The organism is Synechococcus sp. BS56D, from assembly GCF_004332405.1.
GTDB lineage: Bacteria > Cyanobacteriota > Cyanobacteriia > PCC-6307 > Cyanobiaceae > Synechococcus_C.
Genome location: NZ_PHQU01000005.1, coordinates 218,835 through 245,238 on the forward strand (window position 1 = coordinate 218,835; position 26,404 = coordinate 245,238).

At 60.3% G+C, this 26,404-nt stretch carries 32 protein-coding genes, 1 tRNA gene and 1 pseudogene; 9 read left to right on the forward strand and 25 right to left on the reverse strand.

What is annotated here, in order from left to right; genetic code table 11:
• From CWE17_RS09105 to CWE17_RS09120, 4 genes are all read right to left on the reverse strand, one after another.
• The gene (locus CWE17_RS09105; RefSeq protein ID WP_131456402.1) at positions 1-855 is read right to left on the reverse strand and encodes a DMT family transporter; all 855 of its coding nucleotides are present in this window, start codon (positions 853-855) and stop codon (positions 1-3) included.
• Positions 852-2,453, reverse strand: coding sequence for a GMC family oxidoreductase (locus CWE17_RS09110; RefSeq protein WP_131456404.1), 1,602 nt, complete (start codon positions 2,451-2,453; stop codon positions 852-854). Before CWE17_RS09110 ends, CWE17_RS09105 begins: the two co-directional genes overlap by 4 nt.
• A gap of 102 nt (positions 2,454-2,555) precedes the next feature.
• Positions 2,556-5,213: a glucosidase gene (locus CWE17_RS09115; RefSeq protein ID WP_131456406.1), complete on the reverse strand. Its 2,658-nt coding sequence runs from the start codon at positions 5,211-5,213 to the stop codon at positions 2,556-2,558.
• Between the two features lie 74 nt (positions 5,214-5,287).
• Positions 5,288-5,373 (reverse strand) — tRNA-Leu (locus CWE17_RS09120).
• 68 nt (positions 5,374-5,441) lie between these two features.
• Between CWE17_RS09120 and CWE17_RS09125 the strand changes: the two genes are divergently transcribed.
• Genes CWE17_RS09125 through trpA form a run of 3 tightly spaced genes read left to right on the forward strand, consistent with a single transcriptional unit; the run spans position 5,442 to position 6,896 of the window.
• Positions 5,442-5,690, forward strand: coding sequence for an NAD(P)H-quinone oxidoreductase subunit L (locus tag CWE17_RS09125; protein WP_131456408.1), 249 nt, complete (start codon positions 5,442-5,444; stop codon positions 5,688-5,690).
• A 3-nt stretch (positions 5,691-5,693) separates the two neighbouring features.
• Positions 5,694-6,038: a DUF3007 family protein gene (locus tag CWE17_RS09130; RefSeq protein ID WP_131456410.1), complete on the forward strand. Its 345-nt coding sequence runs from the start codon at positions 5,694-5,696 to the stop codon at positions 6,036-6,038.
• A gap of 54 nt (positions 6,039-6,092) precedes the next feature.
• A complete protein-coding gene (gene trpA, locus CWE17_RS09135) occupies positions 6,093-6,896 on the forward strand; it encodes a tryptophan synthase subunit alpha (RefSeq protein WP_131456566.1) in 804 nt (267 codons plus the stop codon).
• On the opposite strand, the gene CWE17_RS09140 is transcribed toward trpA, so the two are convergent.
• Positions 6,897-7,268 (reverse strand): AbrB family transcriptional regulator, encoded by a 372-nt coding sequence (locus tag CWE17_RS09140; protein ID WP_131456412.1) that lies wholly within the window; start codon positions 7,266-7,268, stop codon positions 6,897-6,899.
• Positions 7,269-7,370: 102 nt separating this feature from the next.
• Here CWE17_RS09140 and CWE17_RS09145 point away from each other — a divergent pair, with 102 nt between their 5' ends.
• Positions 7,371-7,640: a YciI family protein gene (locus CWE17_RS09145; RefSeq protein WP_131456414.1), complete on the forward strand. Its 270-nt coding sequence runs from the start codon at positions 7,371-7,373 to the stop codon at positions 7,638-7,640.
• Here CWE17_RS09145 and CWE17_RS09150 read toward each other — a convergent pair.
• Together CWE17_RS09150 and CWE17_RS09155 are read right to left on the reverse strand one after the other, a co-directional pair.
• Entirely contained in the window at positions 7,616-7,954 is a 339-nt protein-coding gene (locus tag CWE17_RS09150) for a c-type cytochrome (RefSeq protein WP_131456416.1), read from the reverse strand. The two genes, CWE17_RS09145 and CWE17_RS09150, sit on opposite strands and share 25 nt — an antisense overlap.
• A 29-nt stretch (positions 7,955-7,983) precedes the next feature.
• A complete protein-coding gene (locus CWE17_RS09155) occupies positions 7,984-8,217 on the reverse strand; it encodes a DUF3136 domain-containing protein (protein WP_131456418.1) in 234 nt (77 codons plus the stop codon).
• Between the two features lie 88 nt (positions 8,218-8,305).
• Here CWE17_RS09155 and CWE17_RS09160 point away from each other — a divergent pair.
• A pseudogene (locus CWE17_RS09160) lies at positions 8,306-8,758 on the forward strand (Nif11 domain/cupin domain-containing protein); the annotation flags it as partial.
• On the opposite strand, the gene CWE17_RS09165 reads toward CWE17_RS09160, so the two are convergent.
• From CWE17_RS09165 to CWE17_RS09185, 5 genes are all read right to left on the reverse strand, one after another.
• Positions 8,721-9,275 carry a phosphate-starvation-inducible PsiE family protein gene (locus CWE17_RS09165; protein WP_240789347.1) on the reverse strand — a complete coding sequence of 185 codons (555 nt, stop codon included), beginning with the start codon at positions 9,273-9,275 and terminating at the stop codon, positions 8,721-8,723. The pseudogene CWE17_RS09160 and the gene CWE17_RS09165 overlap by 38 nt on opposite strands.
• Before the next feature lie 8 nt (positions 9,276-9,283).
• The gene (locus CWE17_RS09170) at positions 9,284-9,547 is read right to left on the reverse strand and encodes a hypothetical protein (RefSeq protein WP_131456422.1); all 264 of its coding nucleotides are present in this window, start codon (positions 9,545-9,547) and stop codon (positions 9,284-9,286) included.
• 40 nt (positions 9,548-9,587) lie between these two features.
• A complete protein-coding gene (locus tag CWE17_RS09175) occupies positions 9,588-9,929 on the reverse strand; it encodes a hypothetical protein (protein WP_131456424.1) in 342 nt (113 codons plus the stop codon).
• Complete coding sequence (locus CWE17_RS09180) at positions 9,926-10,369, reverse strand: YkvA family protein (protein WP_131456426.1); 444 nt, start codon at positions 10,367-10,369, stop codon at positions 9,926-9,928. The genes CWE17_RS09175 and CWE17_RS09180 overlap by 4 nt, the downstream gene beginning before the upstream one ends.
• A 75-nt stretch (positions 10,370-10,444) precedes the next feature.
• Positions 10,445-11,371: an RNA polymerase sigma factor RpoD/SigA gene (locus CWE17_RS09185; protein ID WP_131456428.1), complete on the reverse strand. Its 927-nt coding sequence runs from the start codon at positions 11,369-11,371 to the stop codon at positions 10,445-10,447.
• Positions 11,372-11,653: 282 nt separating this feature from the next.
• Here CWE17_RS09185 and CWE17_RS09190 point away from each other — a divergent pair, with 282 nt between their 5' ends.
• Together CWE17_RS09190 and CWE17_RS09195 are read left to right on the forward strand one after the other, a co-directional pair.
• Entirely contained in the window at positions 11,654-12,145 is a 492-nt protein-coding gene (locus CWE17_RS09190; protein ID WP_131456430.1) for a DUF2214 family protein, read from the forward strand.
• Entirely contained in the window at positions 12,142-12,861 is a 720-nt protein-coding gene (locus CWE17_RS09195; RefSeq protein ID WP_240789348.1) for a peptidase, read from the forward strand. Before CWE17_RS09190 ends, CWE17_RS09195 begins: the two co-directional genes overlap by 4 nt.
• Here CWE17_RS09195 and hisIE read toward each other — a convergent pair.
• Entirely contained in the window at positions 12,761-13,444 is a 684-nt protein-coding gene (hisIE, locus tag CWE17_RS09200) for a bifunctional phosphoribosyl-AMP cyclohydrolase/phosphoribosyl-ATP diphosphatase HisIE (protein ID WP_131456432.1), read from the reverse strand. The two genes, CWE17_RS09195 and hisIE, sit on opposite strands and share 101 nt — an antisense overlap.
• Positions 13,445-13,510: 66 nt before the next feature.
• Here hisIE and CWE17_RS09205 point away from each other — a divergent pair, with 66 nt between their 5' ends.
• Complete coding sequence (locus CWE17_RS09205; protein ID WP_131456434.1) at positions 13,511-13,990, forward strand: 6-carboxytetrahydropterin synthase; 480 nt, start codon at positions 13,511-13,513, stop codon at positions 13,988-13,990.
• A gap of 1 nt (position 13,991) precedes the next feature.
• Here the strand turns inward: CWE17_RS09205 and clpB are convergent, their stop codons facing one another.
• Positions 13,992-16,592: an ATP-dependent chaperone ClpB gene (gene clpB / locus CWE17_RS09210; protein WP_131456436.1), complete on the reverse strand. Its 2,601-nt coding sequence runs from the start codon at positions 16,590-16,592 to the stop codon at positions 13,992-13,994.
• A 152-nt stretch (positions 16,593-16,744) separates the two neighbouring features.
• Here clpB and CWE17_RS09215 point away from each other — a divergent pair, with 152 nt between their 5' ends.
• The gene (locus CWE17_RS09215) at positions 16,745-16,951 is read left to right on the forward strand and encodes a hypothetical protein (protein ID WP_131456438.1); all 207 of its coding nucleotides are present in this window, start codon (positions 16,745-16,747) and stop codon (positions 16,949-16,951) included.
• 1 nt (position 16,952) lies between these two features.
• Here CWE17_RS09215 and CWE17_RS09220 read toward each other — a convergent pair whose 3' ends face one another.
• From CWE17_RS09220 to CWE17_RS09270, 11 genes are all read right to left on the reverse strand, one after another.
• Positions 16,953-17,159 carry a Nif11-like leader peptide family natural product precursor gene (locus tag CWE17_RS09220; RefSeq protein WP_131456440.1) on the reverse strand — a complete coding sequence of 69 codons (207 nt, stop codon included), beginning with the start codon at positions 17,157-17,159 and terminating at the stop codon, positions 16,953-16,955.
• Positions 17,156-17,482, reverse strand: coding sequence for a c-type cytochrome (locus CWE17_RS09225; protein ID WP_370318300.1), 327 nt, complete (start codon positions 17,480-17,482; stop codon positions 17,156-17,158). Before CWE17_RS09225 ends, CWE17_RS09220 begins: the two co-directional genes overlap by 4 nt.
• Before the next feature lie 217 nt (positions 17,483-17,699).
• Positions 17,700-18,059: a plastocyanin gene (gene petE / locus CWE17_RS09230; RefSeq protein ID WP_131456444.1), complete on the reverse strand. Its 360-nt coding sequence runs from the start codon at positions 18,057-18,059 to the stop codon at positions 17,700-17,702.
• A 26-nt stretch (positions 18,060-18,085) separates the two neighbouring features.
• Positions 18,086-19,093: an NAD(P)-dependent oxidoreductase gene (locus CWE17_RS09235; RefSeq protein WP_131456446.1), complete on the reverse strand. Its 1,008-nt coding sequence runs from the start codon at positions 19,091-19,093 to the stop codon at positions 18,086-18,088.
• 11 nt (positions 19,094-19,104) lie between these two features.
• Complete coding sequence (gene hemE / locus CWE17_RS09240; protein ID WP_131456448.1) at positions 19,105-20,163, reverse strand: uroporphyrinogen decarboxylase; 1,059 nt, start codon at positions 20,161-20,163, stop codon at positions 19,105-19,107.
• Between the two features lie 81 nt (positions 20,164-20,244).
• Positions 20,245-22,557, reverse strand: coding sequence for a 1,4-alpha-glucan branching protein GlgB (glgB, locus tag CWE17_RS09245; RefSeq protein ID WP_131456450.1), 2,313 nt, complete (start codon positions 22,555-22,557; stop codon positions 20,245-20,247).
• A 79-nt stretch (positions 22,558-22,636) separates the two neighbouring features.
• Positions 22,637-23,413, reverse strand: coding sequence for a DUF3887 domain-containing protein (locus CWE17_RS09250; RefSeq protein WP_131456452.1), 777 nt, complete (start codon positions 23,411-23,413; stop codon positions 22,637-22,639).
• A 40-nt stretch (positions 23,414-23,453) separates the two neighbouring features.
• Positions 23,454-25,112 carry a CocE/NonD family hydrolase gene (locus tag CWE17_RS09255; RefSeq protein ID WP_131456454.1) on the reverse strand — a complete coding sequence of 553 codons (1,659 nt, stop codon included), beginning with the start codon at positions 25,110-25,112 and terminating at the stop codon, positions 23,454-23,456.
• The gene (locus CWE17_RS09260) at positions 25,102-25,380 is read right to left on the reverse strand and encodes a hypothetical protein (RefSeq protein WP_131456568.1); all 279 of its coding nucleotides are present in this window, start codon (positions 25,378-25,380) and stop codon (positions 25,102-25,104) included. Before CWE17_RS09260 ends, CWE17_RS09255 begins: the two co-directional genes overlap by 11 nt.
• A gap of 65 nt (positions 25,381-25,445) precedes the next feature.
• Positions 25,446-25,877 carry a DUF4332 domain-containing protein gene (locus CWE17_RS09265; RefSeq protein WP_131456456.1) on the reverse strand — a complete coding sequence of 144 codons (432 nt, stop codon included), beginning with the start codon at positions 25,875-25,877 and terminating at the stop codon, positions 25,446-25,448.
• Positions 25,874-26,305 (reverse strand): Ycf51 family protein, encoded by a 432-nt coding sequence (locus tag CWE17_RS09270; RefSeq protein ID WP_131456458.1) that lies wholly within the window; start codon positions 26,303-26,305, stop codon positions 25,874-25,876. The genes CWE17_RS09265 and CWE17_RS09270 overlap by 4 nt, the downstream gene beginning before the upstream one ends.
• Positions 26,306-26,404 lie beyond the last annotated feature (99 nt).

The window sequence follows — 26,404 nt, forward strand, 5'->3', positions numbered from 1 at the left end:
TCAATGCCTCCCTGAGATGCTGACAATGCCACCAGCGCAGATCATGACTGCGCCGATAACACTTTCTAGGCTGATGCTTTCGCGAAAGAGAGCAATCCCGAAGATGGCTGCAAAGACGACTGAGCTGTACTGAAAGGCACCTATTTCATGAGGCTTTGCATAGAGGTAGGCCTTGATTAGTAAGAATTGGAAGGCCAGGAGGCAGAGTCCGGTTGCTACCATCATGCAGAGAACCCAGGGAGGAGTTGCCTGGAAGTGGCCAATGGCTAGGCCGCCAGATACGACAACTCCGAAGAGTAAAAAGTAGAATAATTGTGTGAGAGGGGATTCGCTTTCGTCGAGTTTATTGACTGCAAGAAATTCAATGGCGGTAACAAAGCCTGCTGCAAGTGCTACTAGGTTGCCTGGGTTGGAAAGGATGTTGGCATCAGGCCGAACCACGACCACCATGCCGGCAAAGCCAATCACAATGGCAAGCCAGATCTGCCAGCTAATGCGTTGACGTAGAAAGATCAATGCCAGGATTGGAATGAAGATCGGTGTTGTGTTGACCAATACATTGGTGTCTACTAGTGAGGTTAATTGAGCGGCTGCAATGAAGAGAGTGAATCCTGCAATTCCGGTGATACCGCGCAAAAGATGATAGCCACCTTTACGGGTTGGTAAGTCCTTGAATTGGCGCAAAGCTGTCAGTAGTAAAACCAGTGTAAAAGCAACCAGAAAGGTGCCAAATGTGAATGCCTGCACACTCAGGTATGAATCAACATATTTGCCGAATACGCTCTGGGCAGTGTTGGCAAGAAAGGCCAGAACGATAAAGACCGATCCCAGCCAGAGAGAGTGTTTCTGGCTCATGGTTTCAGCCGCTCAACAAGGTGTTCGCCCACTCGGATCGCATTGGCAATTGTGGTGAGCGAAGGGTTCACTGCCGAGCTGCTGGGGAAGAAGCTTGTGTCCACCACGTAGAGATTGTCGAGATCATGGGCCTTGCAGTTCAAGTCCAGAACTGAAGTGGTGGGATCGGTTCCGAAACGGCAGGTGCCGCACTGATGGCCAACGGCGGCAAGTTCCATGGCGGAAGCGAAGTAGACCTGGCGTTCTGCAAGGTGATTCTGCAAATAGAGCTTGTCGAGCAAGCCTTCGAGTCGATGGATCAGCTCCTCGGATGCCCGGTTATTGGTGGCCGTATACGACAGGGTGATCTGACCGTTCCGATCCACGGTGACACGGTTATCGGGTCGTGGCAGATCTTCCGTCTGCATCCAGAAATCAAGCGAATGCTCAGCGAGTTTGTCCATGCTCCAGGTTGGAGCGAGGGCTGTGAGCCGTGGCTTGTATCCCTTCATCATCGCCCCATTGGTCTTGCCGGTCATTTGTACATGACCCATCGGGAAATCAAAGTCGTTATCGCCGAAATACCAGTCGTTGATCGCCACCGTCTTCTGGAACACCGTGGGATTGGGTTCATGGGCAAGAGCAACGACGGCCTTGCAGTTGTGATACATGTAATTGCGTCCCACCTGGTCGGAGCGATTGGCGAGACCGCGGGGATGAGCGTCGTTCGCTGACATCAGCAGAAGTCGTGCGCTGTTGGCGGCACCGGCCGACACCACAACGATGGAACCCTTGAATCGTCGTTCCTGGCCATCGTGTTTGACCACGACTTCGCTCACTTCATGTCCTTTCTCATCCGTCTGAAGCCGCACCACCTCGGCATCGGTGAGTAGGAACACGTTGTCGTGATCAAGTGCAGGGCGAACGCCCATCACTTCACCATCTCCCTTGGCATGAACCAGACAAGGGAATGCATCACAGCGGTTGCAGCGGACGCAGGCACTGAAGGCTGGATCACTCTCATTCAGAGCAACACCTGTTGGTTGATGGAAGGGGTGTAGCCCGGCGGAACGCAAGTCATCCACCAGCTTCTGCATGCGTGGCTCATGGCTGATTGGCGCGTAGGGATAGGGCGATGATGCCGGCGGTTCGAAGGGGTCTTCACCGCGCAGTCCGTGCACGTGATACCACTCTTCGGCCTTTCGGTAGTAGGGCTCAAACACGTCATATTTCAGTGGCCACTCCGGTGACTCTCCGTCGACATGCATGACCGACTCGAAGTCTCGTTCCCGCAGGCGGAAGTGCGCGGCTCCATACATTTTGGATGCGCCACCAACGAAGTAATGGCTACCGGGCTGAAAAGCCGTTCCGTGTTGATCTTTCCAGATGTCTTGACTGACGTAGCGATTCTTCTGGAAGACCTCCACTGGATCCCAGTTCTGGGGTTCGCGCGGCAGCCAGCCCCCCCGCTCAAGAATCAAAATCGACAGGCCTGAATCGGCCAGTGCCCTCGCCAGCGTTCCGCCTCCCGCACCACTTCCAATGATCACCACATCGAACGCTTCCCCCTGGGGTTCCACGGGTGTTGTGCGCTGTGCGGCTCGAGTGCACAGGTCCATCGAAGTCACAACCACATTCCTTTTGCAACGCTAGGAAGTGATGTCTGTGCCGTCAGCAATGATGTGTTGATGACAACGTCTCCACGCCCGGAGTCGTTCCCTTCAGTTCCAGCGCTTCAATTGCGTCAGCATCTTGGCTACTACAGCTGTCCATCCGGTCTGATGGCTGGCGCCTACGCCAGACCCATTGCAGCCATGGAAGTATTCGTTGAAGAGGAACAGATCCCTCCACAGTGGGTCCTTCTGGAACAGGTCTACATCACCATTGAAGGCCCGACGTCCCTCAGGGTCTCGACGGAAGATTCCGACCAGACGTTTCTGCAGTTCAAGCGAGATCTGCCACAGATTCATCTGCTGGCCTGAACCAGTGGGGAACTCGATCAGAAAATCATCGCCAAAGAAGTGCCCGTATTTCTGAAGCGCTTCAATCAGAAGGAAGTTGATCGGCATCCAGATTGGTCCACGCCAGTTGGAGTTGCCGCCAAACATGGCAACCGGACTATCCGCGGGGCTGTAGCTGATGGTGGCTGAGTCACTGCCCTCCACGTAGCTGTAAGGAGATGTCTCATAGACCTTGGAGAGACTTCGAATCCCATAGGGCGAAAGGAATTCGTTCTCGTCGAAGACCCGCGTCAGGATGCGACGCAGTCGGGATGGCGGCACGAGGGAGTAGAGCACGCGGTCGCGGTGCCATGACCCCAAATGGTTGATGTGATCAAACGGTGCCCCCCGTTCCCTGGCTACCTCCGAGATGGTGCGGCGCACATCCAGGTTGGGAATGCGTGCCACCTGGTCGGCATCAAAGCTGGCGATTCCTAGGAGTGGAATCAGACCTGCGAGTGAGCGGGTGCGCAGATAGTCGCTTGATCCATCGGGGCGTTTGAGGATGTCGTAGTAGAAGCCATCCTGTTCATCCCAGTTCACAAACCCGCGGACGCCTGGGCTATTGAGCGCGAAGCAAAGCCCGCAGAAGTCGTCGATGAAACGATCGGTGAGTTCGGCATACTCCGGCCGGTCTTGATGCAGGGTGACGGCAATCTCAAGCATGTTGAGACTGAACATGCCCATCCAGGCGGTGCCATCGGATTGCTCGATGCGACTGCCGTCTTTCAGGGGATAGCGACGGTCGAAGATGGCGATGTTGTCGAGGCCGAGAAAGCCTCCTTCAAACAGGCTGTCGCCGTTGCGATCGGTGCGGTTGGCCCACCAGCCATATTCGAGTAATAGTTCGCGGAAGACACTCCGCAGGAAGGCGTTATCGAGCTGACCGCCGCAGCGTTGTTCGATCTGGGCCACGCGTAGGGCAGCCCAGGCGCCGATCGGTGGGTTGGCATCGGAGAGGGCCCACTCGTAGGCCGGTGATTGGCCGTTGTTGGCCGTGTAGGACGCTTGACGCAGCATGCGGCATTGGCGCTTGGCCTCGCCCGGATCCAGTTCGGCAAAAGCGACCGCATGAAACATCAAATCCCACTGGCAGAAATAGGGGTATTCCCAGCAATCGGGCATGGAGATCACATTGCGGGAGCGCAATGTTTTCCAGTAGGCGTTTTCGCTATGCCAGCGCGCCTCAGGCGGTTTCGGGCCGGATCGGTCTCCTCGCAACCAGCGGGAGACATTCCAGTTGTAGAACTTACGGCACCAGAACAGGCCTGCCGCCGCTGCTGCATGGATGGCCTGGTCTTCCGGATCCAGTGCTCCGGTGATGCTGGCTAGGTGCTCAGTCCATTCCGCTCGCCGTTGTTGTAGCAGCGTGCTGGCGTGCTCGGATGCCAGCAGATTTCTTTCATCAGAGTGACGGCGGTCGTGCCTACTTAGGCGAAGATCAACACACCACACTTCTCCCGCTGCCAGGGTTTTCTGCAGGAGCAGCGCGCTGCGGCTCCCCACCCGCTGGGGATTGACCGCATCCTGTTCGCCCTGGATCACATAGCGATGAAAGGCGTCTTTGACATAGGGCTGTGGCAGGGGTTGTCCGTAAAGAGCTTGGCTGTTGGTTTCGTTCTCAGTGAACAACCAAGTGCCTGCTTCACTGCAGTGCAGCTCCATCGCTGGTAGTCCTGGAATCGCTGACGTCTTCACACCATCCGCCAGGGCTTCAATTTGGCCATGTGGTGCATCTCCGTCTCCCCAACTCCAGGTGTTTCTGAACCAGAGGCTTGGCAGCAAGTGCAATGCAGCGGCCTCTGGCCCCTGATTGGTGACTGTGTAGCGGATCAGCAGATCCTCAGGGGTGGCTTTGGCGATTTCAACTTCAAGGTCGAAGAAGCGGCTCTCGTCAAAGGCGCCGGTGTGAACCAGCTCAAATTCGGGTTGATCCCTTCCCCTCTGTCGGTTTTCGTCCCGCAGTTGTTTGTAGGGGAAGGGGCACTGGGGATAGCGATACAGCGCCTTGGCGTAACTGCCGGTGGGTGTACCGGCTAGGTGATACATCGCTTCTTTGATGTCTTCGCCGTGGTTTCCCTCGGGATTGCCAAGGCCGAATAGGCGCTCTTTGAGGATGGGATCCTTTCCGTTCCAGAGCACTGGCGCCAAGCAGAGCAGCCCTTGCTCATCACTAAGGCCGAGCAGCCCGTCCTCCCCCCAGCGATAGCTGCGCAGATGGCTGTGGTCAAAGGGAAAGGAGGCCCAGGCGTTGCCATCAGCGGAATAGTCCTCCCGCACCGTTCCCCACTGACGGTCGCTCAAGTAGGTGCCCCAGCGATCCCACTGCTCATGCCCCGCATCTCGCTGTTGACAGCGCAGAAGTTCTGCGGGCTCCATGGAGCATCGATCTCGCGTCAGCTTCAAGCTAGGCAGAGGGCGTGAACTTGCCTAGTGATTGCTCAGAGACTGAGTGGGGGCGGGGGGACTTGAACCCCCACAGGATTTTCATCCCAAGCGATTTTAAGTCGCGTGCGTCTACCGATTCCGCCACGCCCCCAGTGGGTGGTCGGCTTCCGGCACCCTGAACGGCATCCTAGATTTCGACGCAACCGGTTGATTGATGTCGTGTTGGATGCCCTGACGAGCCTGCTCGATCCAACCTGGCTTCCCGTGCTTGTGGCCTATGTGCTGTTGGGTGGGGCCTATCTGTTCATTGTGCCGCTGGGGCTGTTTCTGTGGATGAATCGCCGTTGGCATCACATGGGCAAGCTCGAGCGGCTTGGGATCTACGGTCTCGTCTTCCTGTTCTTCCCAGGAATGATTCTGTTTGCTCCTTTCCTTAATTTCCGTCTTCAGGGTCAAGGAGAGGTCTGACCGTTGACTCGTCTCAAGGTGATTCTGCTGGGGCTGTTGGTCCTGGTGCTTGGTGGTGTTGGTTATGGAGCCTTCTCCGCCGCAGGTTTTCAGGACGCTTCGGCCGGAATCGCTGCTGAAGCGGTTCTGATTGTGATCGTCATCATCTGGACCGGCTCCTATCTCTTCCGTGTTGTCACCGGAAAAATGACCTTCATGGAGCAACGACGGCGCTATCGCCAGGCCTACGACGAGGTCACCGATGCGGAACTGTTGGCACGTTTCGATGCGCTCAGTCCTGAGCAGCAGCAGAGCCTTCTTGCTGAGGTTGCAGGGGATTCCGATCAGGACCCAAGCCCCGAACCGTAGGCTCCACCCATGACGTCTTCCCAGGCATCCACCGCTTCTCAAGAATCCAAAGCCATGCCCTGCAGCGCCATCACCGCTCGCTTCCAGACGTTGAAGGCCGAGGGCCGGATGGCGTTGATGCCTTTTCTGATGGCTGGCGATCCGAATCTGGATGTCACCGCTGATGTCTTGCTGAGCCTTCAGGACAATGGGGCCGACCTGGTGGAACTCGGCATTCCTTACAGCGACCCGCTCGCGGATGGCCCTGTGATTCAGGCCTCGGCCTATCGGGCCCTTGGTTCAGGAACCACACCGGGCAAGGTGCTTGAGATGCTTCAACGGCTGAAGGGAAGACTCACGATTCCTGTGATTCTGTTCACCTACAGCAATCCACTGCTTAATCGTGGTCCGGAGCGATTTTTTGCTGAAGCCGCTGCCGCTGGTGCCGCCGGACTGGTGATTCCAGATCTGCCCTTGGAGGAAGCGGAGAGGTTGTCTCCCTTGGCGGCTCAGCAGGGGCTGGATCTTGTGCTTTTGGTGGCACCAACCACCCCAGCAGAGCGCATGGCCAGGATTGCTTCCGCCAGCCGCGGGTTCACGTATTTGGTGAGTGTCACTGGCGTGACGGGAGAACGCGCGAATTTGGAAGGACGCGTGGCGTCACTTGTGGAATCTTTGAAGGGCTGCTGCTCGATTCCGGTGGCCGTTGGTTTCGGAATTTCTGGTCCTGACCAGGTGATTCAAGTCAAGCAATGGGGTGCCGACGGGGCGATCGTTGGTAGTGCCCTGGTCAAAAGAATCGCCGCTGCAGATCCAGGATCTGCAGCGGCGGAAGCGGGTGATTTTTGCCGGCAGCTACGGAGCGCTGCTAGCAGCTGATCACTCTTCGTCTTCGTCGGTGCTGCCAACAGGAACCAGACGAATCTGCTTACGGCCAAGCTTGATTTCAAACTCATCGCCAGGCTTGAGGTCGAGCATGGCGGTGTAGGCCTTGCCAATCAGCAGATTGCCATTGCCTTGAACTGTCGCCACATAGGAGAGTTTGCGGCCGCCTTTGCCAACACCTGCGCCGCCACCGGCACCGAGGTTGACGCCCTTGGCTTCCAACAAAGCCTCGTAGAACGCGGTGAAATTGAGCCGTTCGCCGCCATCTTTCTTGTCGGAGACGTAGCCACAGGCGCGGACGAGATCCGACTTGCTGACATCGCCCAGCTCTTTGACTTTAGTGAGCAGGTCGCTCCCGGTGAGCATGATCGTGATTAAAGAGATCTACTCCGCAAAGATAGCGTTTGATCGTGCCTTTGCGCCAACCTTTGCGCGATACTTCTTCAGAAGCTGGTTCAAACTCGACCGATGGCACGATTCGTTCTCTGGGGTACTTACTGCGAGAACGCCCTAGAAAAACGTGCACCCTTCCGCGAAGAGCATCTATCTCGATTGGCGACCTTGAAGCAGGAGGGCACATTGATCACGCTCGGTCCAACGGAGAGCAGTACCCATGTGTTTGGGATTTTTGAAGGCGAATCCCGTGCTCAGATCCTGTCTTTGCTTCAGCAAGACGTTTACTGGCGGCAAAAGATCTGGACCGAATTAGAGGTTTACCCTTGGATCCAGGCCTTTTGAGCTTGGTCCCAGACCCAGGCGGCTACTGCGATGTCTCCGTTTTCCCCGAGCACTTCGCCATAGCCAGACATCTGGCCGATGCCCTCTCGGGCCACCTTGGCGATCGCCTCTTGGTTGTCGAGTCCTCGCTTCTCGAGTGCAGAGAGTTTGAGCGTGCGTCCCCGACGAATGATGTTGCCCCCATGGGGATGGCATCCGGCGCAATGGAGGTCAAACAGTTGCTCCCCATCTGCGGCCTGAGCGCTGATGGAGAACGGGGCCAGGCTGAGGGTGGCTGCGATGCAGAAACCAGCGATCCAGCGCAGAAGCTTCATCGGGGCCTTCGTCCAATCAGTTGATTGGATTATTTTGCGCCAGCTTCGAGGGTGGCACGCTGATAACGCTGCACCAGTTCAACCGGGGAGCGATAGCTCTGGGGAAGGCAGGTGTGCAGACGCTCCAGATAATCCCAGCAGATCGTGCGTTGAATCGCTTTGAGATCACGTCCTTCGGACACCAGCCGCCTGAGTGCTTGGCAGTAGCTGGCGAAGCCTGCCTCCAGTTCACCAATGGTCAGGGTTCTGCTGGAGGCTGTCATCTTGGATCCGCGAGATCGTCATGACTTTCAGTGGAGCAGCATCGATTCGTCTGTTGCCAGGATCACGGCGTTGGATAGAGGTCCTCGCATGGCGGAAGCAGATTTGCAGCAGTTTCTCCATAAGGTGAACCAACTGAACGCTCTGGTGGCGTGTCTAGAAACGGATCCAGAACGGCGGGCCCGCTTCGCAGCATGCACGGATCACAACCAGGTGGTGCAGTTGGCCAGCTCCTGGGGATTTGCAATCGGCAGGCGCTGGGGTGATGCACCACAGTCCGTGGGGGATCGCACAGACAATCTGCTCGGATCGTCTGCACCACCGGCGGGCGAGGAGGTGGTGCAAACCCTTCAGCGCGGCCCTGACTGGTGTTTACAAACCATCCATTCCTCTGATGCAGCAAGCCCTCAAGGCTTCTGGTATGACCAGGAGGAGCATGAATGGTTGGTGGTCCTTCGCGGCAGTGCCACCATTCGGCTTGATGGACCAGAGGAGCTGCGGGATCTCAGCGTGGGGGATTCGCTTTACCTAGAGCCTCACCGCCGACACCGCGTTGAGCGTACGGATCCTGATCCAGGAACGCTCTGGTTGGTTCTGCTGTGGAAGGATCGCCCGGAAGCGGTCGTTGGTTGCTCGCCCGCATGACGAGCCAGTAGGCACCGGCAAGAGCAATCGAGGCCACGCCCAGCCCGACCAGGAGCTGCGGTTTGTCTTCCGAGCCAGCCGGCAGCACGATCACCTTTCGGGCGACTGCGGTGAGAGCCGTGACCAGCACCAGCTCGAGCTGCACCACATGGCGGCGCAGATAACTGGTGACGTTCTGCAGAACTTCGATGGCAATCAGCACCGTGAGGAGATCACCGAGCACTTTGATCAGACCATCGCCCAGCCAGGAGGTGTTGCCGGTGTTGAGCAGGGAAACAACCACCCTTTGGATGAGCTGCAGCAACGAGGCGGCAATCACCACACAGGTGATCACAGCCAGCACTTTGGCCACGATGCGTTCAACGCTGTCGACCGCGTGCAGGAATGAAGGGAAGGAACGACTGGCGCGCGTCAAGGGTCTCGTCAGTTGCTGAAGGGTTGGTAGTAGGGCTTGGCAGGGGTGTCGCCGGGGGGATTGACGATCTTGGTGTTGCAAGTGACCGAACCGTCGGCGCCTTCGACGCAATCAGTGGGCACCACCTTGCTGTCTTGCCCGGTCCGGCTGTTGGGACCCAAAAGCCATCCTTCGGTCTGGGCCCGTAGTTCCACTGGGGCGAGAAGGCTGAGCCCTGAGAGCAACCCGAGCAGCAGGCCCTTGGAGGTGATCGCGGTGTTGGTCAGGCTCACGGCTTACCTGTGACTTGACCCATCCTGCCGCTGATCACGCTCAGTTGACGCGATCGTCGCGGATCTCCTGAAGGAGGAGGTCCAGCTGTCCAAAGGGGTCAGGGTCTGCTCCGCCCAGATCCGAGCCTCCGGAGGCTTCGTGGCCGCTCTGCATTTGGGCTGTGGTGCTCCATTCAGCCTCAATCGCGCAGAGCCTCGCGGCGAGGCGGGGCATACCACCGAGCCGATGCTCTCGCTCCAGCACCTCCATGAGGGCGGGCATGCGGGTGGAGCTGGCTCGCAGGCTGCGCCGCAGATCTGCTTGGGTGCGTCCCTGCTGCTTCAGCCAGTCCTTAAGGAGGACGGTGAGTTCCGTTTCGATCTCGGAGGTCCAGCGCTTCATGGGCGACCGTTGGGGAACCAGCGATCCAGTTTGCGTTGTGCTCGCTGCCGGATGGCATCGCTGACGTGATTGCTGTGCACGCTGATCAGGGCCGTGAGAGCTACGAGATCATCGCTGAATCCGGCAACGGGCAGCAGGTCGGGAATCAGGTCTGTGGGGAGCAGCAGGTAGGTGAGCGCCGCCACCATCGTGAAACGCACTTGTGGAGGCGTGCCTGGGTCGAGAACCAACTCCAGGGCTTCAAGAGCTGGACGGGCGATGGTTCGACCAGCACGGCGGAGCAGGCGGCGAAACACCCCCTCATCGATCACCTCACTGTCTATGACCTCACTGTCTATGACCTCGCTGTCGATGACCTCGCTGTTGATGAAAGTGCCATTCACCGATCGCCCTGCAGCAGCTCCTCCGTTCGCGGCTCCCGCGTCAAAAAACTGTGCCATCACAAGGGATGCGTGGATTTGATTCCAATTTGGGCTGTGCGCCCCCCCGTGGCGAGGGAGGGGAACCGACCTGGGTTAGAACCCGCTCTCCACGAGGCCTTGCTGGATCCCGGTCTTGCGAAGTTTGCGCAGGGCCCGTTGCACCACCTGGCGGCAATACTCGCGGCTGCATCCCATCTGGCGAGCCACCTCAGCGAGGGTGCGCCACTCGTGGCTGCCATCCAGTCCGAAGCGAAGCGTTACCACCGTCCGCTCCTTGGGGGTGAGATTGGCTTTTTTAAGAAGCGTCCAGGCTGAGGCGGTGCGTTCGGCGATCTCCGCCCGCTCCATCGGCGGCAGCTCATCGCTGGGAAGCACATCGACCAGTTCGGAAGGATCGGCCTTCGATTTCACGATTCCCTGCAGGCTGACGGTCACGCTGCGCAGCTCACAGGCGAGCAGATCCTCCACTTCCGGGAGGGGAATCTGCATCGTTTCGGCCAATTGGGCTGGGCTGGCGGGTTGACCATTGCGCTGCATCAGCCGTGCCTTCGCGGCCCGCAGTTTGGTCAGCTTTTCATTCACATTCACAGGAATGCGAATCGTGCGGCTTTGGGTGGAAAGAGCGCGATTCAGGCCCTGGCGAATCCACCAATAGGCATAGGTGGAGAAGCGATGGCCACGGGTGGGGTCATATTTCTCAACGGCTCGGGTGAGGCCAAGCGTTCCCTCTTGGATGAGATCAAGCAGATCAAGCCCTTTGCCCTGGTAGCGCTTGGCCAGATTCACCACAAGGCGAAGATTGGCCGTGATCATCTGGTTTTTGGCTTTCTCTCCACGTTTGATCGTGCGTTTTTCGTCATCGCTGTAAGCACAGGCTGGGCCTGAACCACCAGCAAGCATGCAGCGCTCGGTGATCGCCGCCATGGCCTGAACCTTGCGTCCGAGAGTGAGTTCTTGCTCTGGGGTGAGCAGTTGATGTCGTCCGATTTCTCCAAGGAAGGCACTGAGTGAACTCACCATCAGAAACTCCAGGTTGACTCCGGTGTTTTTTGAACCTAGAACGAAAAGCTTTTCCCTGTTGAGGTGTAATAAAGAGTGCGGATTTTATGCTTTGTGCGTTATTCGGAATTGCTGCATAGTTTCGCTTTTCTTTGTATTTGCCTGGCTGTTGTTTTGCAGCCTTCCCGCTGTGGAATCTCCGGTTATCGCTTGGTTGTCGCCTCGCTGTCACCCACTTGTCGCCTTGGTGGCGGCGTCGCGGCCAGCGGGGTCGCTACTGTCGGCCTCTTCGCTGCCTAACCCATGCCTCTGGCCACCTTGTTGACTCCCGAGATCGCCAAGAGCGCCGGTGTGGCCTATGTGCACTACCTGAGCTTCATGCTCTGCTTCGCCGCCCTGGTGGTGGAGCGACGATTGTTGCGGCCTGATCCCGATCGGCGGGCGGCCACAGCGATGGTGATCACCGACATCGTTTATGGCATTGCTGCCTTGGCGCTGCTGGTGAGTGGCATTTTGCGGGTGTTGTATTTCGGGCAGGGCAGCAGCTTTTACACCGAGAACCCCCTGTTCTGGTGGAAGGTGGGTCTGTATCTGAGCGTGGGTGCTCTGTCGCTGTATCCCACGGTCACCTACATCCTCTGGGCCATCCCGCTGCGGAAAGGGGAGCTCCCCAAGGTCAGTGAGGCCCTTGCCACGCGGCTTGGCTGGATCATCAATGTGGAATTGATGGGATTTGCCCTGGTGCCTCTGTTGGCCACGTTGATGGCCCGTGGGGTCGGCCTGCCCGCCGCGTGACGACTGATCCCTGCCCCCCGGCGCAGGAACTGCGTGTGCTGGACGTGACGCTTCAGCCTTCTGGGGCAGCAGCTCCTGTCGGCTACGCCGATACTCTGGCCACCACGGTTGAAGGCCCACCAAGCCTTCCCCTCTGGTGCATCTGGGTGGAACCTGCTCTTGGTCAAGAGCCTGATCGCTGGGAGCGTCGCTGGCTGACGGCTGTGGACGCCGCGATCGGCAGCTGGTCAGAACTCGTGCCGATTCGGCGGGTGACAGACCCAAATCGGGCTCATCTGCGCATTGAGCGCCGTCGTCCTCCGTTGAGGAGATTGGCGAGTGGCTGGAGGGCGAGCAATGGACGCAGCCTGTTGAACGTGGTGGCGGCCCGTCGACAGGGCAAGTGGCGGCTGGAGCCCCAGGTTCGCGTGTTGGTGTCCCCGGAGTTGCGAGCGCCGGTGCTCCAAGCCGCCGCGCTTCATGAGCTGGGCCATGGCTTCGGTTTGTGGGGGCATAGTCCGGATCCTGGGGATGCGATGGCACTGCACCAGGGAGGGACACCGGTGTTGAAGCTCTCAGCGCGAGATCGTCTCACCTTGGAATGGTTGCGGCTCCAGCCGACGCGCTTTGGCCTGCCTAGTCCCGCCTGGGGGCGCCGCGCCGGGCAGCCAGCACCTGCTGAACCTCGCGCCAGCTCACCCCATGGTGAGCGAGAGCCACCTGCAGGTGAAAAATGATGTCTGCGGCTTCGCCGGCAATCTCGGACGCGTTGTCGTCCTTACAGGCCATCACGAATTCGGCGCTCTCCTCGCCGATCTTTTTGAGGATGCGGTTGTCGCCGCCCTCCAGCAGTTTGTTGGTGTAGCTCCCCGGTTCGGGCTGCTCGCGCCGACCTTCGATCACGCGCATGAGTTCCGTGCAAACATCCGCCGGCGGTGGCTCCGCCTGGGCACCACCGCCGCTGGCTGACCGGCCACCGGGCCCGAAACTGTCGTCATAGAAGCAGCTGCGCGCCCCGGTGTGGCAAGCCACATCACCGGTCTGCTCGATTGTGAGTAGCAGCACATCGGCGTCGCAGTCGTAGCGCATTCCCTTGAGTTTTTGGGTGTGGCCACTGGTGGCTCCCTTGTGCCAGAGCTCCTGCCGCGAGCGGCTCCAGTAGTGCACTTCTCCGCTTGAGAGGCTGCGCTCGAGTGCCTCCCGGTTCATCCAGGCCTGCATGAGCACGGCACCATCCAGCCAGTCCTGGGCGATGGCGGGGATCAGACCGGCTTCATTGAAGCGAAGCTGATCGAGGAAGGCGGTGGAGGGAGGCTGCATCGGATCGGGGAGCCTGCAGATGTAGACAGGAAGATCCTCCCGCAGTGCGATTCCTTCCCTGTTCTGATGTCGTCGCCCCCCGCTGGATACACCTGCAGTAAGCACTTTGATGGCTATCCCTGCTGCCATCGTCAGTGGCAGCACCAGGGGCACTGCCGCTTCGTGCATGGTTACAGCCGGAGTTTCACCTTCTGGTTTTCAGCCCGTGAGCTGGATGCCAATGGCTTTGTGGTGGATTTCTCCAGCCTGCGGCCCTTAGAGGCCCAACTGCGCCAGCAGTTCGACCACACGTTTCTGGTCAATGCTGATGACCCCCTGCTGCCTGAGTGGGAGCGCTTGCAAGCGCTGGGTGCCCTTGATCTACGCGTGATGGAGAACGTGGGCATGGAAGCCAGCGCCCAGCTGCTCTGGGGCTGGGCGAATGCTTTGTTACTCGACCGTGATCACGGTCGCAGCTGCTGCTGGAAGGTGGAGGCCCGGGAGAACCGGGCCAATGCGGCTTGCTATGAAGCGCTTCCAGGTTGGTTCAGCTCTGCAGCGAGCTGATTCAGCGCAGCACCAACTGTTCTTGATCGACGGCCACATCCACCGTGCCGCCGTCGCCGTAGCGCCCCGCCAGGATTGCTTTGGCAATCGGCGTTTCCAGCTCTCGCTGGATTGCGCGCTTGAGCGGCCGGGCGCCATAGACCGGATCGTAGCCGGCATTCGCCAGCCAGTCGGTGGCGTCTTCGCTGATGGCCAGCCCCAGCTTGCGTTCGCCTAGGCGCTGGCGCAGGCGCTCCACCTGAAGGCTCACGATCCGACGCAGCTCTTCGCGGCGCAGGCTGTGGAAGATGATTTGGTCATCCAGACGGTTGAGAAACTCGGGCCGGAAGTGGCCGCGAAGGGCCTCGTTCACCCGGCGTTCCATTTCGCTGTGCTGACTGTCATCGCCGCCGAGATCGAGGATCGACTGGCTGCCGATGTTGCTGGTGAGGATGAGCACCGCATTGGTGAAATCCACCGTGCGCCCTTGCCCGTCGGTGACGCGCCCGTCATCAAGGATCTGGAGCATCACATTGAACACGTCGGGGTGGGCTTTTTCCACCTCGTCAAACAGGATCACCGCGTAGGGACGGCGGCGCACTGCTTCTGTGAGCTGACCACCTGCTTCGTAGCCCACGTAGCCCGGAGGGGCACCGATCAGGCGGCTGACGCTGTGCTTCTCCATGTATTCCGACATGTCGATGCGCACCATGGCGTCCTCGCTGTCGAACAGCTGGGCCGCCAGAGCTTTGGAGAGTTCCGTCTTGCCCACACCGGTCGGGCCGAGGAAGAGGAAGCTGGCGATCGGTCGATGGGGGTCGCTGAGGCCGGCCCGGGAGCGCTGGATCGCATCGGCAACGGCGCTGACCGCCTGCTGCTGGCCCACGACCCGTTCATGCAACTGGTCTTCGAGACCAAGCAGTTTCTCCATTTCGCTCTGCACCAGCTTGGCGACGGGAATTCCAGTCCATTTGGCGATCACCTCGGCGATGTCGTCCTCGGTGACTTCCTCTCTCAGTAACGACTTCTCACCACTGCCAGCACCCGCTTCGTCCCTGGCGAGGGCCGTTTCCTTCTCACTCAACTGTTTCTGCAGGCTGGCCAGGGTGCCGTATTCCAGTTCAGCGGCCTTATTGAGGTCGTAGTTCCGCTTCGCTTGCTCCACCTGGAGTTGTACGCGTTCGATCTCCTCCTTCAGGGCCGAGAGCTCATCGATGGCGCCCTTTTCCTGCTGCCACTGGGCATTGAGACTGCTCTGCTGTTCGGCCAGCTCGGCTAGCTCCCGCTCCAGGCGCCCCAGCCGCTCTTGGCTGGCCGCATCCGATTCGCGGCCAAGAGACAGCTTCTCCATTTCCAATTGCAGGATCTTGCGATCGATCTCATCGATCTCCTCCGGTTTGGAGGTGATTTCCATTTTCAAGCGTGCGGCGGATTCATCCACCAGGTCGATCGCTTTGTCGGGAAGGAAGCGGTCGGCGATGTAGCGGCTGCTGAGCACGGCCGCGGCCACCAGGGCGCTATCGGCGATGCGCACGCCGTGGTGCACTTCATAGCGCTCTTTCAGCCCGCGCAGGATGGAGATCGTGTCTTCCACCGTGGGTTGATCCACCAGCACTTGCTGGAAGCGACGCTCGAGGGCTGGATCCTTCTCAATGTGTTGGCGATGCTCATCGAGGGTGGTGGCACCAATGCAGCGCAGTTCGCCCCGGGCCAGCATCGGCTTGAGCAGGTTGCTCGCATCCATGGCGCCGCCGGTGGCGCCGGCTCCCACGACGGTGTGGATTTCATCGATGAACAGCACGATGCGGCCCTCGGAGGTCGTCACCTCCTTGAGCACAGCCTTGAGCCGCTCCTCGAATTCACCGCGATATTTGGCACCGGCGATCAGCGCGCCCATGTCGAGGGCGATGAGCTGGCGGTTCTGCAGGGCCTGGGGCACATCGCCGTTCACAATCCGCTGGGCCAGTCCCTCCACGATCGCGGTCTTGCCGACGCCGGGTTCACCGATGAGCACCGGGTTGTTTTTGGTGCGGCGGCTGAGAATCTGGATCGTGCGTCGAATCTCTTCATCCCGGCCGATCACCGGATCGAGCTTGCCGTCGCGGGCGGCGGCGGTGAGGTCACGGCCATATTTCTCGAGGGATTCATAGGTGCCCTCCGGGTTTTGATCATTCACGGTTTGGCTGCCGCGCACGGCATCAATGGCAGTTTTGAGAGCTTTGGCATCGGTGCCGGCCTGCTGGAGAAGCCGTTGACCACAGCGGGGATCATCGGCGAGGGCGAGCAGCAGATGCTCGATCGAAAGGTAGCGATCGCCATAACTCTGCTTGAGCTGCTCGGCCCGCTCCAACAGGTTGCTGAGGCCCTTGCCCAGGTACACCGACTCTGCAGGAGACTGCAGGGCCGGCAGATGGCTGAGATGAAGGTCAACGGCGTTTTGCAGGGCTGGGGGAGAAACGTCCGCCTTTTCGAGGATCCGCGTGGCCAGTCCGTTCTGCTCCAGCAGTGCCAAGAGCACATGTTCGGTTTCCAGCTGTTGATGGCGGCGACTCTGGGCAAGCTGCTGGGCCGAAAGGATTGCGGCCCAGGCCTTTTCAGTGAACTGTTCGGCCGTGGGTTGCATGGGTCTGGTTCTGCTGAATCAACCGTATGAACGGAGGAACGCCCTGGGGAGCGGAGAACCGATCCGATCCGTTCGGTCTGCGCGGCAGGCTGCGGCAAACCGGCCCCGCTGGGTAGGGTCAACCGAATGCGTTGGGTGGCAAGTCAGCAGCAATGGCTGAGAGGAGTGAAGTGGATCCTGCCTTGGTGACAGCGCTCGTAGCGCGAGTTCACGAGCTTTATGGACCCCAACCGCAGGATTTAGAGCGCATGTGCTGGACCGTGGTCCATGAGCACCACCACGGTGCGATGCCCACTGAATACGACATCCGCGAGGTGGATGAAGCGCTTTACCTCGCGGTGCTTGAACGCTGTCGCTGAGTTAACGCCTGATCCTGCTGGCTTCAAACCAGCCCTCAAGGGCATCGCAACGTTCGTCCTCGTCGAGATCCTGTTGATTGATCGAAAAGCCCCAGCGATGAGCGAGTTCGAGTAAGTCGCTTGTGGCGCTGATGGCATGCAGTTCGCGTCTGAGCGCTGCACTGTGTTCAACGGCGTGAACAAAATCCTTGAGGGCTTTGCGGCTCATCGTTGCCAACCCCGTTCCGCTTGCTCTTCCACGTAGGACGCCACATCAGCAATCTGTTGGTCCGTGAGCTTGCCTTCATAGGCAGGCATTGCATTGCGTCCGTATTCGATCTGATACTCAATCGCCCCGAGACGGTCTTCGCTGTAGGCCTCCAGGTGGGCCTGAAGATCCTCAAGGCTGAGGGTGCGGCTGGCCTGAATCACATTGCCTCCACCCATGTGACAGCCGGCGCAGTTGGCGGCGAAGAGCTGAGCACCGTTCTCACGATCGCCTGTCAGTTCGATGCTGCTGGTCGTGACTGCCAAGACCGGTGCCTCAACCAGCAGGCCGAACCAAAGGCTGAGGCACACGCTGATGGTCCATGCGATCCAGCGGCCAGGCTCGTGCACGGCGGGGAGGGGTCTCTCGGCTCACCCTATCCAGCTTCCGAGAAAAAAAAAGCCCGACCCAACGGCAAAAGCATTGGGTCGGGTTTGGATGTTTTTTCAAATCAGAGTTTGAAGATCCCCTGTGGAGAATCTCAAGAACGGACGAGTGAAATCACTCAACAATCACTTTGCCAACCATGCCAGCACCACGATGGGGCTCGCAGTAGTAGTCGTAGGTGCCAGCCGTGCTGAAGGTCTCTTCCCAGGATTCGCCGGGAGCGAAAGCGAGATCGGAGTGGCTCAGCTCATCATGACCGTCGAAGACGGCATTGTGGGGGGCCATCTTGTTGTTAACGAACTTGACGGTGTCGCCAGCTTTGATGGTGACGGTGCTGGGCTCGAAAGCGAGCATGCCGGAATCGGAGCCGAGCTTCACCTCAACGGTGGCCGCGTTGACGGAGGCAACACCAAGGCCGAGAACCAGCAGCAGAGCAAAGCAAGCCGAGAGAAGTGAACGCAAGCGTTGAACCATGACGGTTTTAGATCGTGCTGTTGGCATCACTTTAACGCTGGTTTGGGCCTTCCACGCTGCGGCAGCCCGCTGTCTTGCAACACAGTCGTCAGATTTGGCCCATGGCTGCGTTCTCCAAAGCGCTCCGGCTGACTCACGGGATCATGGATGAAGTGCCGTTGGCGGATCGAGAAGCGGTCCCAGGCATTCACCTCGATCGGCAGGATGCGGATCAGAGTTTCGATCAGCCAGGGCCAGAGCGGAACTCCAGGGGTGCGCCTCACGCCGCGCCAACGGCAGAGCGTGGCGACCGCTTCATTCACGCTGATGGCCTGCTGCCCCATCACGATCCTGCGCACGGGGCCTTGGCCCGGCTCAGGATTGGGGCCGTGGGGGGTGGTGGCCAGATGGCCACAGATGGCAGCGATGTCGGCGGCATGGATGAAGTGGAAACTGGCGTCAGCTCGGAGCCAGCGCGCCAACCACAACCACTTGCTCGCTTCGGCCAGCCCTTCGGTGAGGTAGCTGGTGGGAAACGGACTGCTGCCATCGACGCGCCCCCCGAACACCAGGGTCGGAAACACCGCAACGATCTTCTCCGCCAGGGGATGCTGTTCCAAGTCCTGGAGACACTGCGCTTTGGTTTGGATGTATTCCGTGCCGTAGGCCAGAGCTTCAGGAAGAGGACGCAGGTGGCGGTCGAGGATGCTCGCGGTGGAGAAGTAGGTGATCTGTTCGATCAGCAGCGGATTGAGCAGGGCCAGCATCCGCTTCACGGCCACCACATTCACTTGATGAGCCCGCTCCGGGTCACCCCAGGCCGTGGCGGTGTGGATCACACGGGTCACGCTGGCCAGTTCGGCGGCGAAGCGATCGGTTTCCCTCAGATCTCCCACCAGCAGACGCACCCTGGGGTGGTCCTTCCGGATCGCCGTGAGCTTGCCGGGATCCCGCAGCCAGAGCAGCAGCTCCGCATCACTGTGCTCAAGCAACCAGGCGGCGGTGTACTGACCGACGCAGCCGCTGGCGCCGGTGATCAGGATGCGGGCAGGCATAAAGGGTGTGCTCAGGCCAGCGCGCCGAGGCGATCCATCACGGATTTACCCGACTCAAAGAAGGCTGCACCGTTTTCCTCCGGTGTACCCGGCAGGATGCCATGGCCGAGATTGAGGATGTGCTTCCGGCCACGGGCCTTGCGCACGCAATCGTCGATCCGATCGCGGATAGCTGCGGGAGTTCCGAACAGCAGGCCTGGATCCACGTTGCCTTGCACACCGATGTGCTCAGGGAGCCGGGCCAAGGCTTCAGCCATATCCACGGTCCAGTCGAGGGACACGATGTCCACACCCGTGCGCGCCATCCGCTCGATCACGCCAGCGCTGCCGGAGATGTAAAGGATGAAGGGGGTGTCGGGGTGCGTCTGCTTGACCAGATCGACCACTTTTTTCTGGTAAGGAGCCGCGAAGGTGTCGTAATCCGCGGGGCTGAGCTGGCCGGCCCAGGAGTCGAACATCTGCACCACCTGGGCGCCGGAATCGATCTGATAGCGCAGGTAGGTGGCGATCGACTCGGCGAAATGATCCAGCAGCTTGTGAAGAATGTCGGGTTCGCGGAAGGCCATGGCCTTGATCACCGCGTAGTTCTTGCTGCTCTTGCCTTCCACCACGTAGGCGGCCAGGGTCCACGGAGCTCCGACGAAACCCAGCACCGCTGCCTCATTGCCAACGCTCTGACGCAACCTGCCGAGCACCTCACCGACGAAGGGCATCGACTCGGAAGGGTTGAGGGGGCGCAGGGCGTTGACCTGCTCGATCGTGCGGATCGGGTCACCGATCTGTGGACCTTTGCTCTCGATGATGTCGAAATCGATCCCCATGCCGGGTAGGGGCGTGAGGATGTCGGAGAACAGGATCACGCCGTCAGGCTTGAAGGCGTGGAACGGCTGCATCGAGATCTCGTAGGAGAGATCAGGGTTCTCAGAGCGCTCCCTGAAGCTGGGGTAGCGATCACGCAGGTCCCGATAGATCTTCATGTAACGGCCTGCCTGGCGCATCATCCAGACCGGGGGACGCTCGACTGACTCGCCGCGGGCGGCACGGAGCAGCAGGGGCAGTGAGTCGCTCATGAATGCGTCAAGGTGAAGACGGCAACCTACCTGAGAGAACCGCCGAGATCGCAAGCGCTCCGGGGCAGTCCGGGGTGTTCGTCACACGGAGGCGGCCGACCCTGCCGCCTCATCGGTGGCGGAGATGAGACTCCGCTTTGGGTCGTGACGGAAGACCATCAAGCTGAGGGGCGGCAGGCAGAGATCCAGGGAATTGTCGTAGCCATGGATGCCCCATTCATCGGTGGGCTTGCCGCCCATGTTGCCCAGGTTGCTGCCCCCGTATTGGGCCGCATCGGTGTTGAAGATCTCCTCGTAGAAACCGGCGATGGGAACACCCACTCGGTAGTGAGAATGACTTTGGGGCGTGAAGTTGGCCACCACCACCAGCCAAGTGCCACCAGCGCTTTCACGTCGCATGAAGCTGATCACTGAATGACGGTTGTCATTGCAGTCGATCCACTGGAAGCCGTATTGATCAAAGTCGTCGCGCCAGAGCGCGGGTTCGGCCTTGTAAAGAGCATTCAGGTCGCCAACCATCCGCTGCAGGCCTTGATGGGGTTCGAACTGGAGAAGATCCCACTGCAGATCACCCCACACATTCCATTCGGCGCGCTGGCCGAATTCCATCCCCATGAAGATCGTCTTCTTACCGGGATGGGTCCACATGTAAGCAAGCAGCGCTCGTGTATTTGCATATTTCTGCCAGTCATCCCCAGGCATTTTGTGGAGAAGATGACTCTTGCCGTGCACCACTTCATCGTGGCTAAGAGCCAGCATGAAGTTTTCGGTGTAGTTGTACCAGATTGAGAACGTGATGTTGTTCTGGTGGAACTGGCGGAACCAGGGATCAAGCTCGAAATAATCGAGCATGTCGTGCATCCAGCCCATGTTCCATTTGAGGTTGAAGCCCAGGCCACCGATATCCGTGGGTTGGGTCACCATGGGCCAGGTGGTGGATTCCTCTGCGATGGAGAGGGCACCAGGGAAGTGCTGGAACAGAACGTGGTTCGCCTGTTGCAGGAAGCGCACCGCTTCAGTGTTTTCCCTGCCGCCATGTTCGTTCGGTAGCCATTCACCATCGGGCCGCAGGTAGTCGCGATACAGCATGGAAGCCACCGCATCCACACGAATGCCATCGATATGGAACTGGTCAAACCAGAACACAAGGTTGGCGACAAGGAAGTTGCGAACTTCATTGCGGCTGTAGTTGAAGATCAGCGTGCCCCACTCCTTGTGCTCGCCGATGCGAGGGTCGGCATGCTCATACAGATGGCAGCCATCGAAGAAGGCGAGGCCGTGGCTGTCGCGCGGGAAATGGCCGGGCACCCAGTCGATGATCACGCCAATGCCTTCGGCATGGCAGCGATCCACGAAGGCACGGAACTCATCCGGTGTGCCGTAGCGGCTGGTGGGGGCGTACCAGCCGGTGACCTGATATCCCCAGGAGCCATCGAAGGGATGCTCGGTGATGGGCATCAGTTCGATGTGGGTGAAGCCCCGATCCTTCACATAGGGGATCAGGCGATCCGCCAGTTCCGAATAGGTGAGGAGGCGGGCACCTGGCTTGAGATCTGCTGCGGGCACTGGAGCACGAGCTGAGCCATCGGGCTCAATGAAGGGCTCCTCCGCGGAGGCATGGATCCAGCTGCCGAGGTGCATTTCATACACCGCAATCGGCTGATCAAGGGCATTGCGGCTGTCGCGCTGCTGCATCCAGCTGCCGTCGCTCCAGTGGAAGCCATCCAGGTGGCTCACCACAGAACTGGTGGCCGGGCGTACCTCGTGCTGGAAACCGTAGGGATCAGCCTTCTGGTAGCAGTGGCCTTCCTGGGTGCGAATTTCGTATTTGTAAAGCTGTCCCTCGGACAGACCGGGAACGAAGAGCTCCCAGATCCCTCCCAGTCGCTGCTGCATGGGGTGGTGGCGTCCATCCCAGGAATTGAGGTCACCGATCACACTCACGCTGCGGGCATGAGGGGCCCAGAGGCAGAACATCACCCCGTCGATGCCGTTGCGCGCTGTGCGGTGGGCACCCATACGCCGCCAGATGTGGTGATGGTTGCCCTCGGCAAAGAGATGGCGATCCATCTCTCCCATCCACTCATCACGGAAGGCCCAGGAATCGTGCTGTTCGTGGGTGATCTCTCCCCGCTCGACACGCACCGTGTAGCTGCACCCTGGGTCATGGCTCAGGGACGCCTCAAAGATCCAGGGGTGGTGGGGCGTCTGTGTGGGGACCTCCTGGCCCCCCGCCAGCAGGGTCACCGACCGCGCCTCTGGCATCCACACCCTCACCACCCAGCTGCCGTCCTGCAGAGGCTGAGGACCAAGCACAGCAAAGGGATGGTCGTGTCGGCACTCGGCAAGACGCTGAGCGTCCTCAACCATCCAGTCGAGAACTGTGCTGGTCATTCCGGCAGACGCTTGATTGGGCGGGAGCTTAAGCGGAAAAAACGGAGCAGAACCGTTCGTGCTGGTGTCCTGATCCGGATCAGACCAGATCTGAGGAGAAGTCGACGTTGATGATCCGCCCCTGGCGGTTGAAGATCACGAACAGGTTGTCGGTGACCTTGCCGAACTGAATCGTCACCAGCACCAGTTGCTGTTCACCGCCCTGGCTTGCCACGAGCGCGCTCTTGATCTTCTGCACGCCGCCGAGGGTGCGCGACAGCTTGGTCCACTTGCGCTGCAGATCCTGGGGGCTGAGCTCCTTCTGGAAATCGAGGTCGAGGTAGTAGCGGGCTGCAATCCAGCGGCCTGCTTTCAGATCGTTCACAAACTTGAGGGCCGTGGTCTCGATCGGCAGGGTGGTGCCGACCCACTTCCAGGCCACCAACTTGCCGCTGTCATCGAGCACGAGCAGCAGGGGAACCTCTCCTTTGCGGGTCTCCACCACGGCGAAAGCTTCCACGGTGGTGTCATCGATCCCGCGGGAGATCTCGCTGATCCGGTAGGAGCTGACTTTGGGTGAGCGGTTCATCCGCTGCTGCACCGCTTCTGTTGTGGTGCTGTTGCGCAGGGGATCTGAGAGCCCTTGGTAGATCGCTTGGCCGTCTTTGGTCTTGATGGCTTCTAGAAGGGTCCGGGCTGCTTCGTTGGCCTGGGTCGCCGTCAGGCTGGTGGACGGTGCCGGGGTGGTCTGCGCAACGGTCTGCGCAACGGTCTGCTCAACGGCTGTTTTGCTCTGAGCCAACGTTGCGCCGCTTGGCACCACGGCCGCTAGAGGGCCGCTGAGGGAGAGGGCGAGCAGGCAGGCGGCGGTGTTCACGATGTTGGCGAGCGATCCTGGGGCCCAGTTTGCCGGAGGTTTAGGGCAACGGGGGGAAGAGGAGCGGCGCAAATCGCAGCGATGCTCCTGCGACATCGATGGCGATGCTGATCACACGGCAGTGTGGGTCCGGGGCGCCGCAGGCTGAATTGGTGTGGCCGGGATTGATCGCAATCGCAGGCCAGGCTGCTCCCGCCAGTGAGATCCTCAGGCGATCCCCTGCTTGGAGTTCGGCTTCCAGCGGCTGCAGCTGCACCCGCAGCGTCTTTGGTTGCAGGGCTTGTTCACCCCTCTGGCGCAGCACGCCGGTGCTCAGTTGCTGCACCGCTTCGCTGGCCACCGGGATCACAGAGAGGGCGGCGCAGAGGTCAAACCCCTCCTGATCGGCCCAGGCGTTCAGCTCGAGCACCGGAAAGCCTCGTAGCAGACAAGCCTCCGGCAGGGGCAAGCTTGTGAAGGTGGCCACATCGCTGCGGGCATCCTGCGAGCCGCGCTCGCATGGCCCAGGCGTTGGGCTGAGGTGTCCACCGACAGCGGGTGCTGGACGCCAGGGGTCGTGAACAAGCACCACCATCGATGCGTTCGCATTGGCTGGTTCAACGTCGGAGCGGTTCGCATCGTTTCGCCGGCCGGTCGGTGGCAGGAGCCGACCCGCGAGGGGGTCATGACAGCTCAGCCCGCTGCCCTCCAGCTGCCAGTGGCCGCCCTGGGGGGCTGGGTTCTGGCAACCACTCCAGCGCTCCAGCCGTTGATCCCAGAGCTGCAAGCGCGGCTCCTTTGGCGCTGACGCGTTGCAGACGCCGGTCTGTTCTTGCAGGTGGCGTTGGAAGAAGCGCCGATGGAGCTCCTGCACGGCTGGCCACCACTGCAGGTGCGTGGCTGGGCCGATGTGCAGTTCCGGCTGGCCACCGGCCGCCAGGCTGCGTTCCATCAGGTTCAGACAGCCGCGGAGATGGGGGTCCCACCACCCCCCAATGATCAGCATCGGTTGCGCCAGCCAGTCCCTGGGAGCGGTGTGCCGGGGCCAGACGTGTCGCTCTTCTGGATCGCTCTGGAACCAGCGCAGGGCCATGCCATGGGGGTCATGCTCCTCCAACAAGCTCAGTCCTTCCCCGAGATAGCGTCCGCTCTCGAGGGACTGACGAATCGTCTGCCAGCCCTGGCGATCGCCCCGCCGGGCCGCCTGCAGGGCAGCCAGCTGTAATCCCCAGCCCAGGCCGAGATGCCACCAGTGAGCGCCACCTTCACAACTCCAGTGCTCCCTCTCATCAAGGCCCGTCATTGCCGGTGCCAGGCAGTCGGGCGGTTCGGTGCCCTCATCGGCCACCAGTTGGGTGAACCCCTGATAAGAAAAGCCGTAGAGGCCGATGCGGCCGTTGCAATTCGGGTGGTTACGCAGCCAGCGCAGGGTGGTGGCGGTATCTGCGGCCTCCTGGCCGAACCCACTGAAGTGCCCCTCCGATTCCCCCTGCCCGCGAACGTCCTGCACCATCACCAGAAAACCTTGCTCGCTCCACCACTGGGGGTGCGCCAGGGTGACCGTGGAAGCGATCGCCCTGCCGTAGGGCTGGCGCATCAACAGAGCAGGCCAAGGACCCTCCCCCAGGGGGCGCCAGAGGGAGGCTTGAAGACGGATGCCGTCGGGGGTTAAGAGGGAGCAGTCGCTGCGCCGCCGAAATAGGGGCTGATCAGCGCACATCCGGGCAGTAAAGGCCGATCACATAGGTGGCCAGAATCTCAGCATCCTGACGAGTGAGGCTGCGCTGCTTCGCCAAGTTGCTGATCGCCTGTGGCGAGGTGGCGGACACGCCCTGTGCGTTCAGTGCCTTGAATTGGTTGCAGAGGGATCGGGCTTCCTGTGGGTTGCGCTTGACGCTTTCGAGCAGGCTGGATTGTTGAGCCCGAAGGGCTGGGGCAACCCCCAGCAAGGCGACGCTGAGCGATAGAGGAAGAAAGAGGTGCCGCATGGTGCCTCCTCCATTGACTTGACTCATTTGATACCGGTTGGGCCGTGCAGCGCAGCACCCCAGGGTCAGTTCGTCGTTTGCCAGTGCTTCGCCCGTTGGATCCAGCGCTGCGCCGTGGGCAGGTCCACCACAGGAGGACGTCCGCTGCGCAGTTGGCGCTCGAGACGACCGGTGCGGGTGACCAGATCTTGGGGGGTCGATGCGGCAAGGGCCGACACCGTGGCCACCCCGGCATGCAGCAACAGGGCTGCATCGGCAGGGGCGAGGTCCAAGTCACAAATCAGGACGGCCATGCCTTGCAGTCGGCGGAGATTCCGTGCCGTTGCCCGTCCGCTGCGGGCCAGGCGACTCAGCTGCAGCTCATCGAGCGTCCGAACACCATCCCAGCTCGCGATTCCAGCAGCGTTGAGCGCCTTCTCTTCATCACGGAAGCTGGCGGGCAATGCCGCCAGCGGAATGCTGTCGCCCCTTGGCTCGGCACCACCGCCAGCGCTCATTCCACCACCACCTTGCCCAGCAACACAGGCGTGCTGCTGCCCTCACCCGCCGCCTGTAGCTGCCGGAGACGAATAACGACGCTCTGACTACTGCGGCCGTTGCTGCGCAAGTTGGCGGCCAGTTGGGCGAGTGTGGGTTCGATGGCCTCGATTGGCATGGTGGCCGGTGCCTGGGCCACCACCAGGTCATCGCCGTTGTCGAACACGACCGGCACCCGTACGGCACCTTCAACCCGTACAGGGGGGGTGTAGCTGACGCTAAAGGCCCAGCAGCTCACTGCCAGCAGCAGGGTGAAGCTCGTGACCCCCACCAGACGGAAGCGCAGCCCCCAGCCCGCCAGGAACGCCACCACGGTGAGCACCCCAAAGCCCAGGCCTCCCCAGGCCAGCCAAACAATGGATCGTTGAAGTAGATCGGGGAGAGACATGGGCTGGTGAATCAGGGGCGAGGGAGTTATTTTGCGCACTCGCCCGGGGAGTCTGCAGCGTTGGAGGGGCGTGGTGTCACAACGCAGACTCTGTCCCGC

Bases quoted from the DNA above. Each gene is read 5' to 3' on its own strand.
- petE (WP_131456444.1), bottom strand. From the start codon at position 18,059: ATGGTTCAACGCTTGCGTTCACTTCTCTCGGCTTGCTTTGCTCTGCTG.
- CWE17_RS09185 (WP_131456428.1), bottom strand. From the start codon at position 11,371: ATGGTGAGTTCACTCAGTGCCTTCCTTGGAGAAATCGGACGACATCAA.
- CWE17_RS09150 (WP_131456416.1), bottom strand. From the start codon at position 7,954: ATGAAGCTTCTGCGCTGGATCGCTGGTTTCTGCATCGCAGCCACCCTC.
- glgB (WP_131456450.1), bottom strand. From the start codon at position 22,557: ATGACCAGCACAGTTCTCGACTGGATGGTTGAGGACGCTCAGCGTCTT.
- CWE17_RS09180 (WP_131456426.1), bottom strand. From the start codon at position 10,369: ATGGCACAGTTTTTTGACGCGGGAGCCGCGAACGGAGGAGCTGCTGCA.
- CWE17_RS09215 (WP_131456438.1), top strand. From the start codon at position 16,745: ATGGCTGAGAGGAGTGAAGTGGATCCTGCCTTGGTGACAGCGCTCGTA.
- CWE17_RS09220 (WP_131456440.1), bottom strand. From the start codon at position 17,159: ATGAGCCGCAAAGCCCTCAAGGATTTTGTTCACGCCGTTGAACACAGT.
- CWE17_RS09260 (WP_131456568.1), bottom strand. From the start codon at position 25,380: ATGCGGCACCTCTTTCTTCCTCTATCGCTCAGCGTCGCCTTGCTGGGG.
- CWE17_RS09105 (WP_131456402.1), bottom strand. From the start codon at position 855: ATGAGCCAGAAACACTCTCTCTGGCTGGGATCGGTCTTTATCGTTCTG.
- CWE17_RS09175 (WP_131456424.1), bottom strand. From the start codon at position 9,929: ATGAAGCGCTGGACCTCCGAGATCGAAACGGAACTCACCGTCCTCCTT.
- CWE17_RS09145 (WP_131456414.1), top strand. From the start codon at position 7,371: ATGGCACGATTCGTTCTCTGGGGTACTTACTGCGAGAACGCCCTAGAA.
- CWE17_RS09235 (WP_131456446.1), bottom strand. From the start codon at position 19,093: ATGCCTGCCCGCATCCTGATCACCGGCGCCAGCGGCTGCGTCGGTCAG.
- CWE17_RS09205 (WP_131456434.1), top strand. From the start codon at position 13,511: ATGTCGTCGCCCCCCGCTGGATACACCTGCAGTAAGCACTTTGATGGC.
- hisIE (WP_131456432.1), bottom strand. From the start codon at position 13,444: ATGCAGCCTCCCTCCACCGCCTTCCTCGATCAGCTTCGCTTCAATGAA.
- CWE17_RS09155 (WP_131456418.1), bottom strand. From the start codon at position 8,217: ATGACAGCCTCCAGCAGAACCCTGACCATTGGTGAACTGGAGGCAGGC.
- hemE (WP_131456448.1), bottom strand. From the start codon at position 20,163: ATGAGCGACTCACTGCCCCTGCTGCTCCGTGCCGCCCGCGGCGAGTCA.
- clpB (WP_131456436.1), bottom strand. From the start codon at position 16,592: ATGCAACCCACGGCCGAACAGTTCACTGAAAAGGCCTGGGCCGCAATC.
- CWE17_RS09140 (WP_131456412.1), bottom strand. From the start codon at position 7,268: ATGCTCACCGGGAGCGACCTGCTCACTAAAGTCAAAGAGCTGGGCGAT.
- CWE17_RS09115 (WP_131456406.1), bottom strand. From the start codon at position 5,213: ATGGAGCCCGCAGAACTTCTGCGCTGTCAACAGCGAGATGCGGGGCAT.
- CWE17_RS09265 (WP_131456456.1), bottom strand. From the start codon at position 25,877: ATGAGCGCTGGCGGTGGTGCCGAGCCAAGGGGCGACAGCATTCCGCTG.
- CWE17_RS09110 (WP_131456404.1), bottom strand. From the start codon at position 2,453: ATGGACCTGTGCACTCGAGCCGCACAGCGCACAACACCCGTGGAACCC.
- CWE17_RS09255 (WP_131456454.1), bottom strand. From the start codon at position 25,112: ATGTGCGCTGATCAGCCCCTATTTCGGCGGCGCAGCGACTGCTCCCTC.
- CWE17_RS09190 (WP_131456430.1), top strand. From the start codon at position 11,654: ATGCCTCTGGCCACCTTGTTGACTCCCGAGATCGCCAAGAGCGCCGGT.
- trpA (WP_131456566.1), top strand. From the start codon at position 6,093: ATGCCCTGCAGCGCCATCACCGCTCGCTTCCAGACGTTGAAGGCCGAG.
- CWE17_RS09270 (WP_131456458.1), bottom strand. From the start codon at position 26,305: ATGTCTCTCCCCGATCTACTTCAACGATCCATTGTTTGGCTGGCCTGG.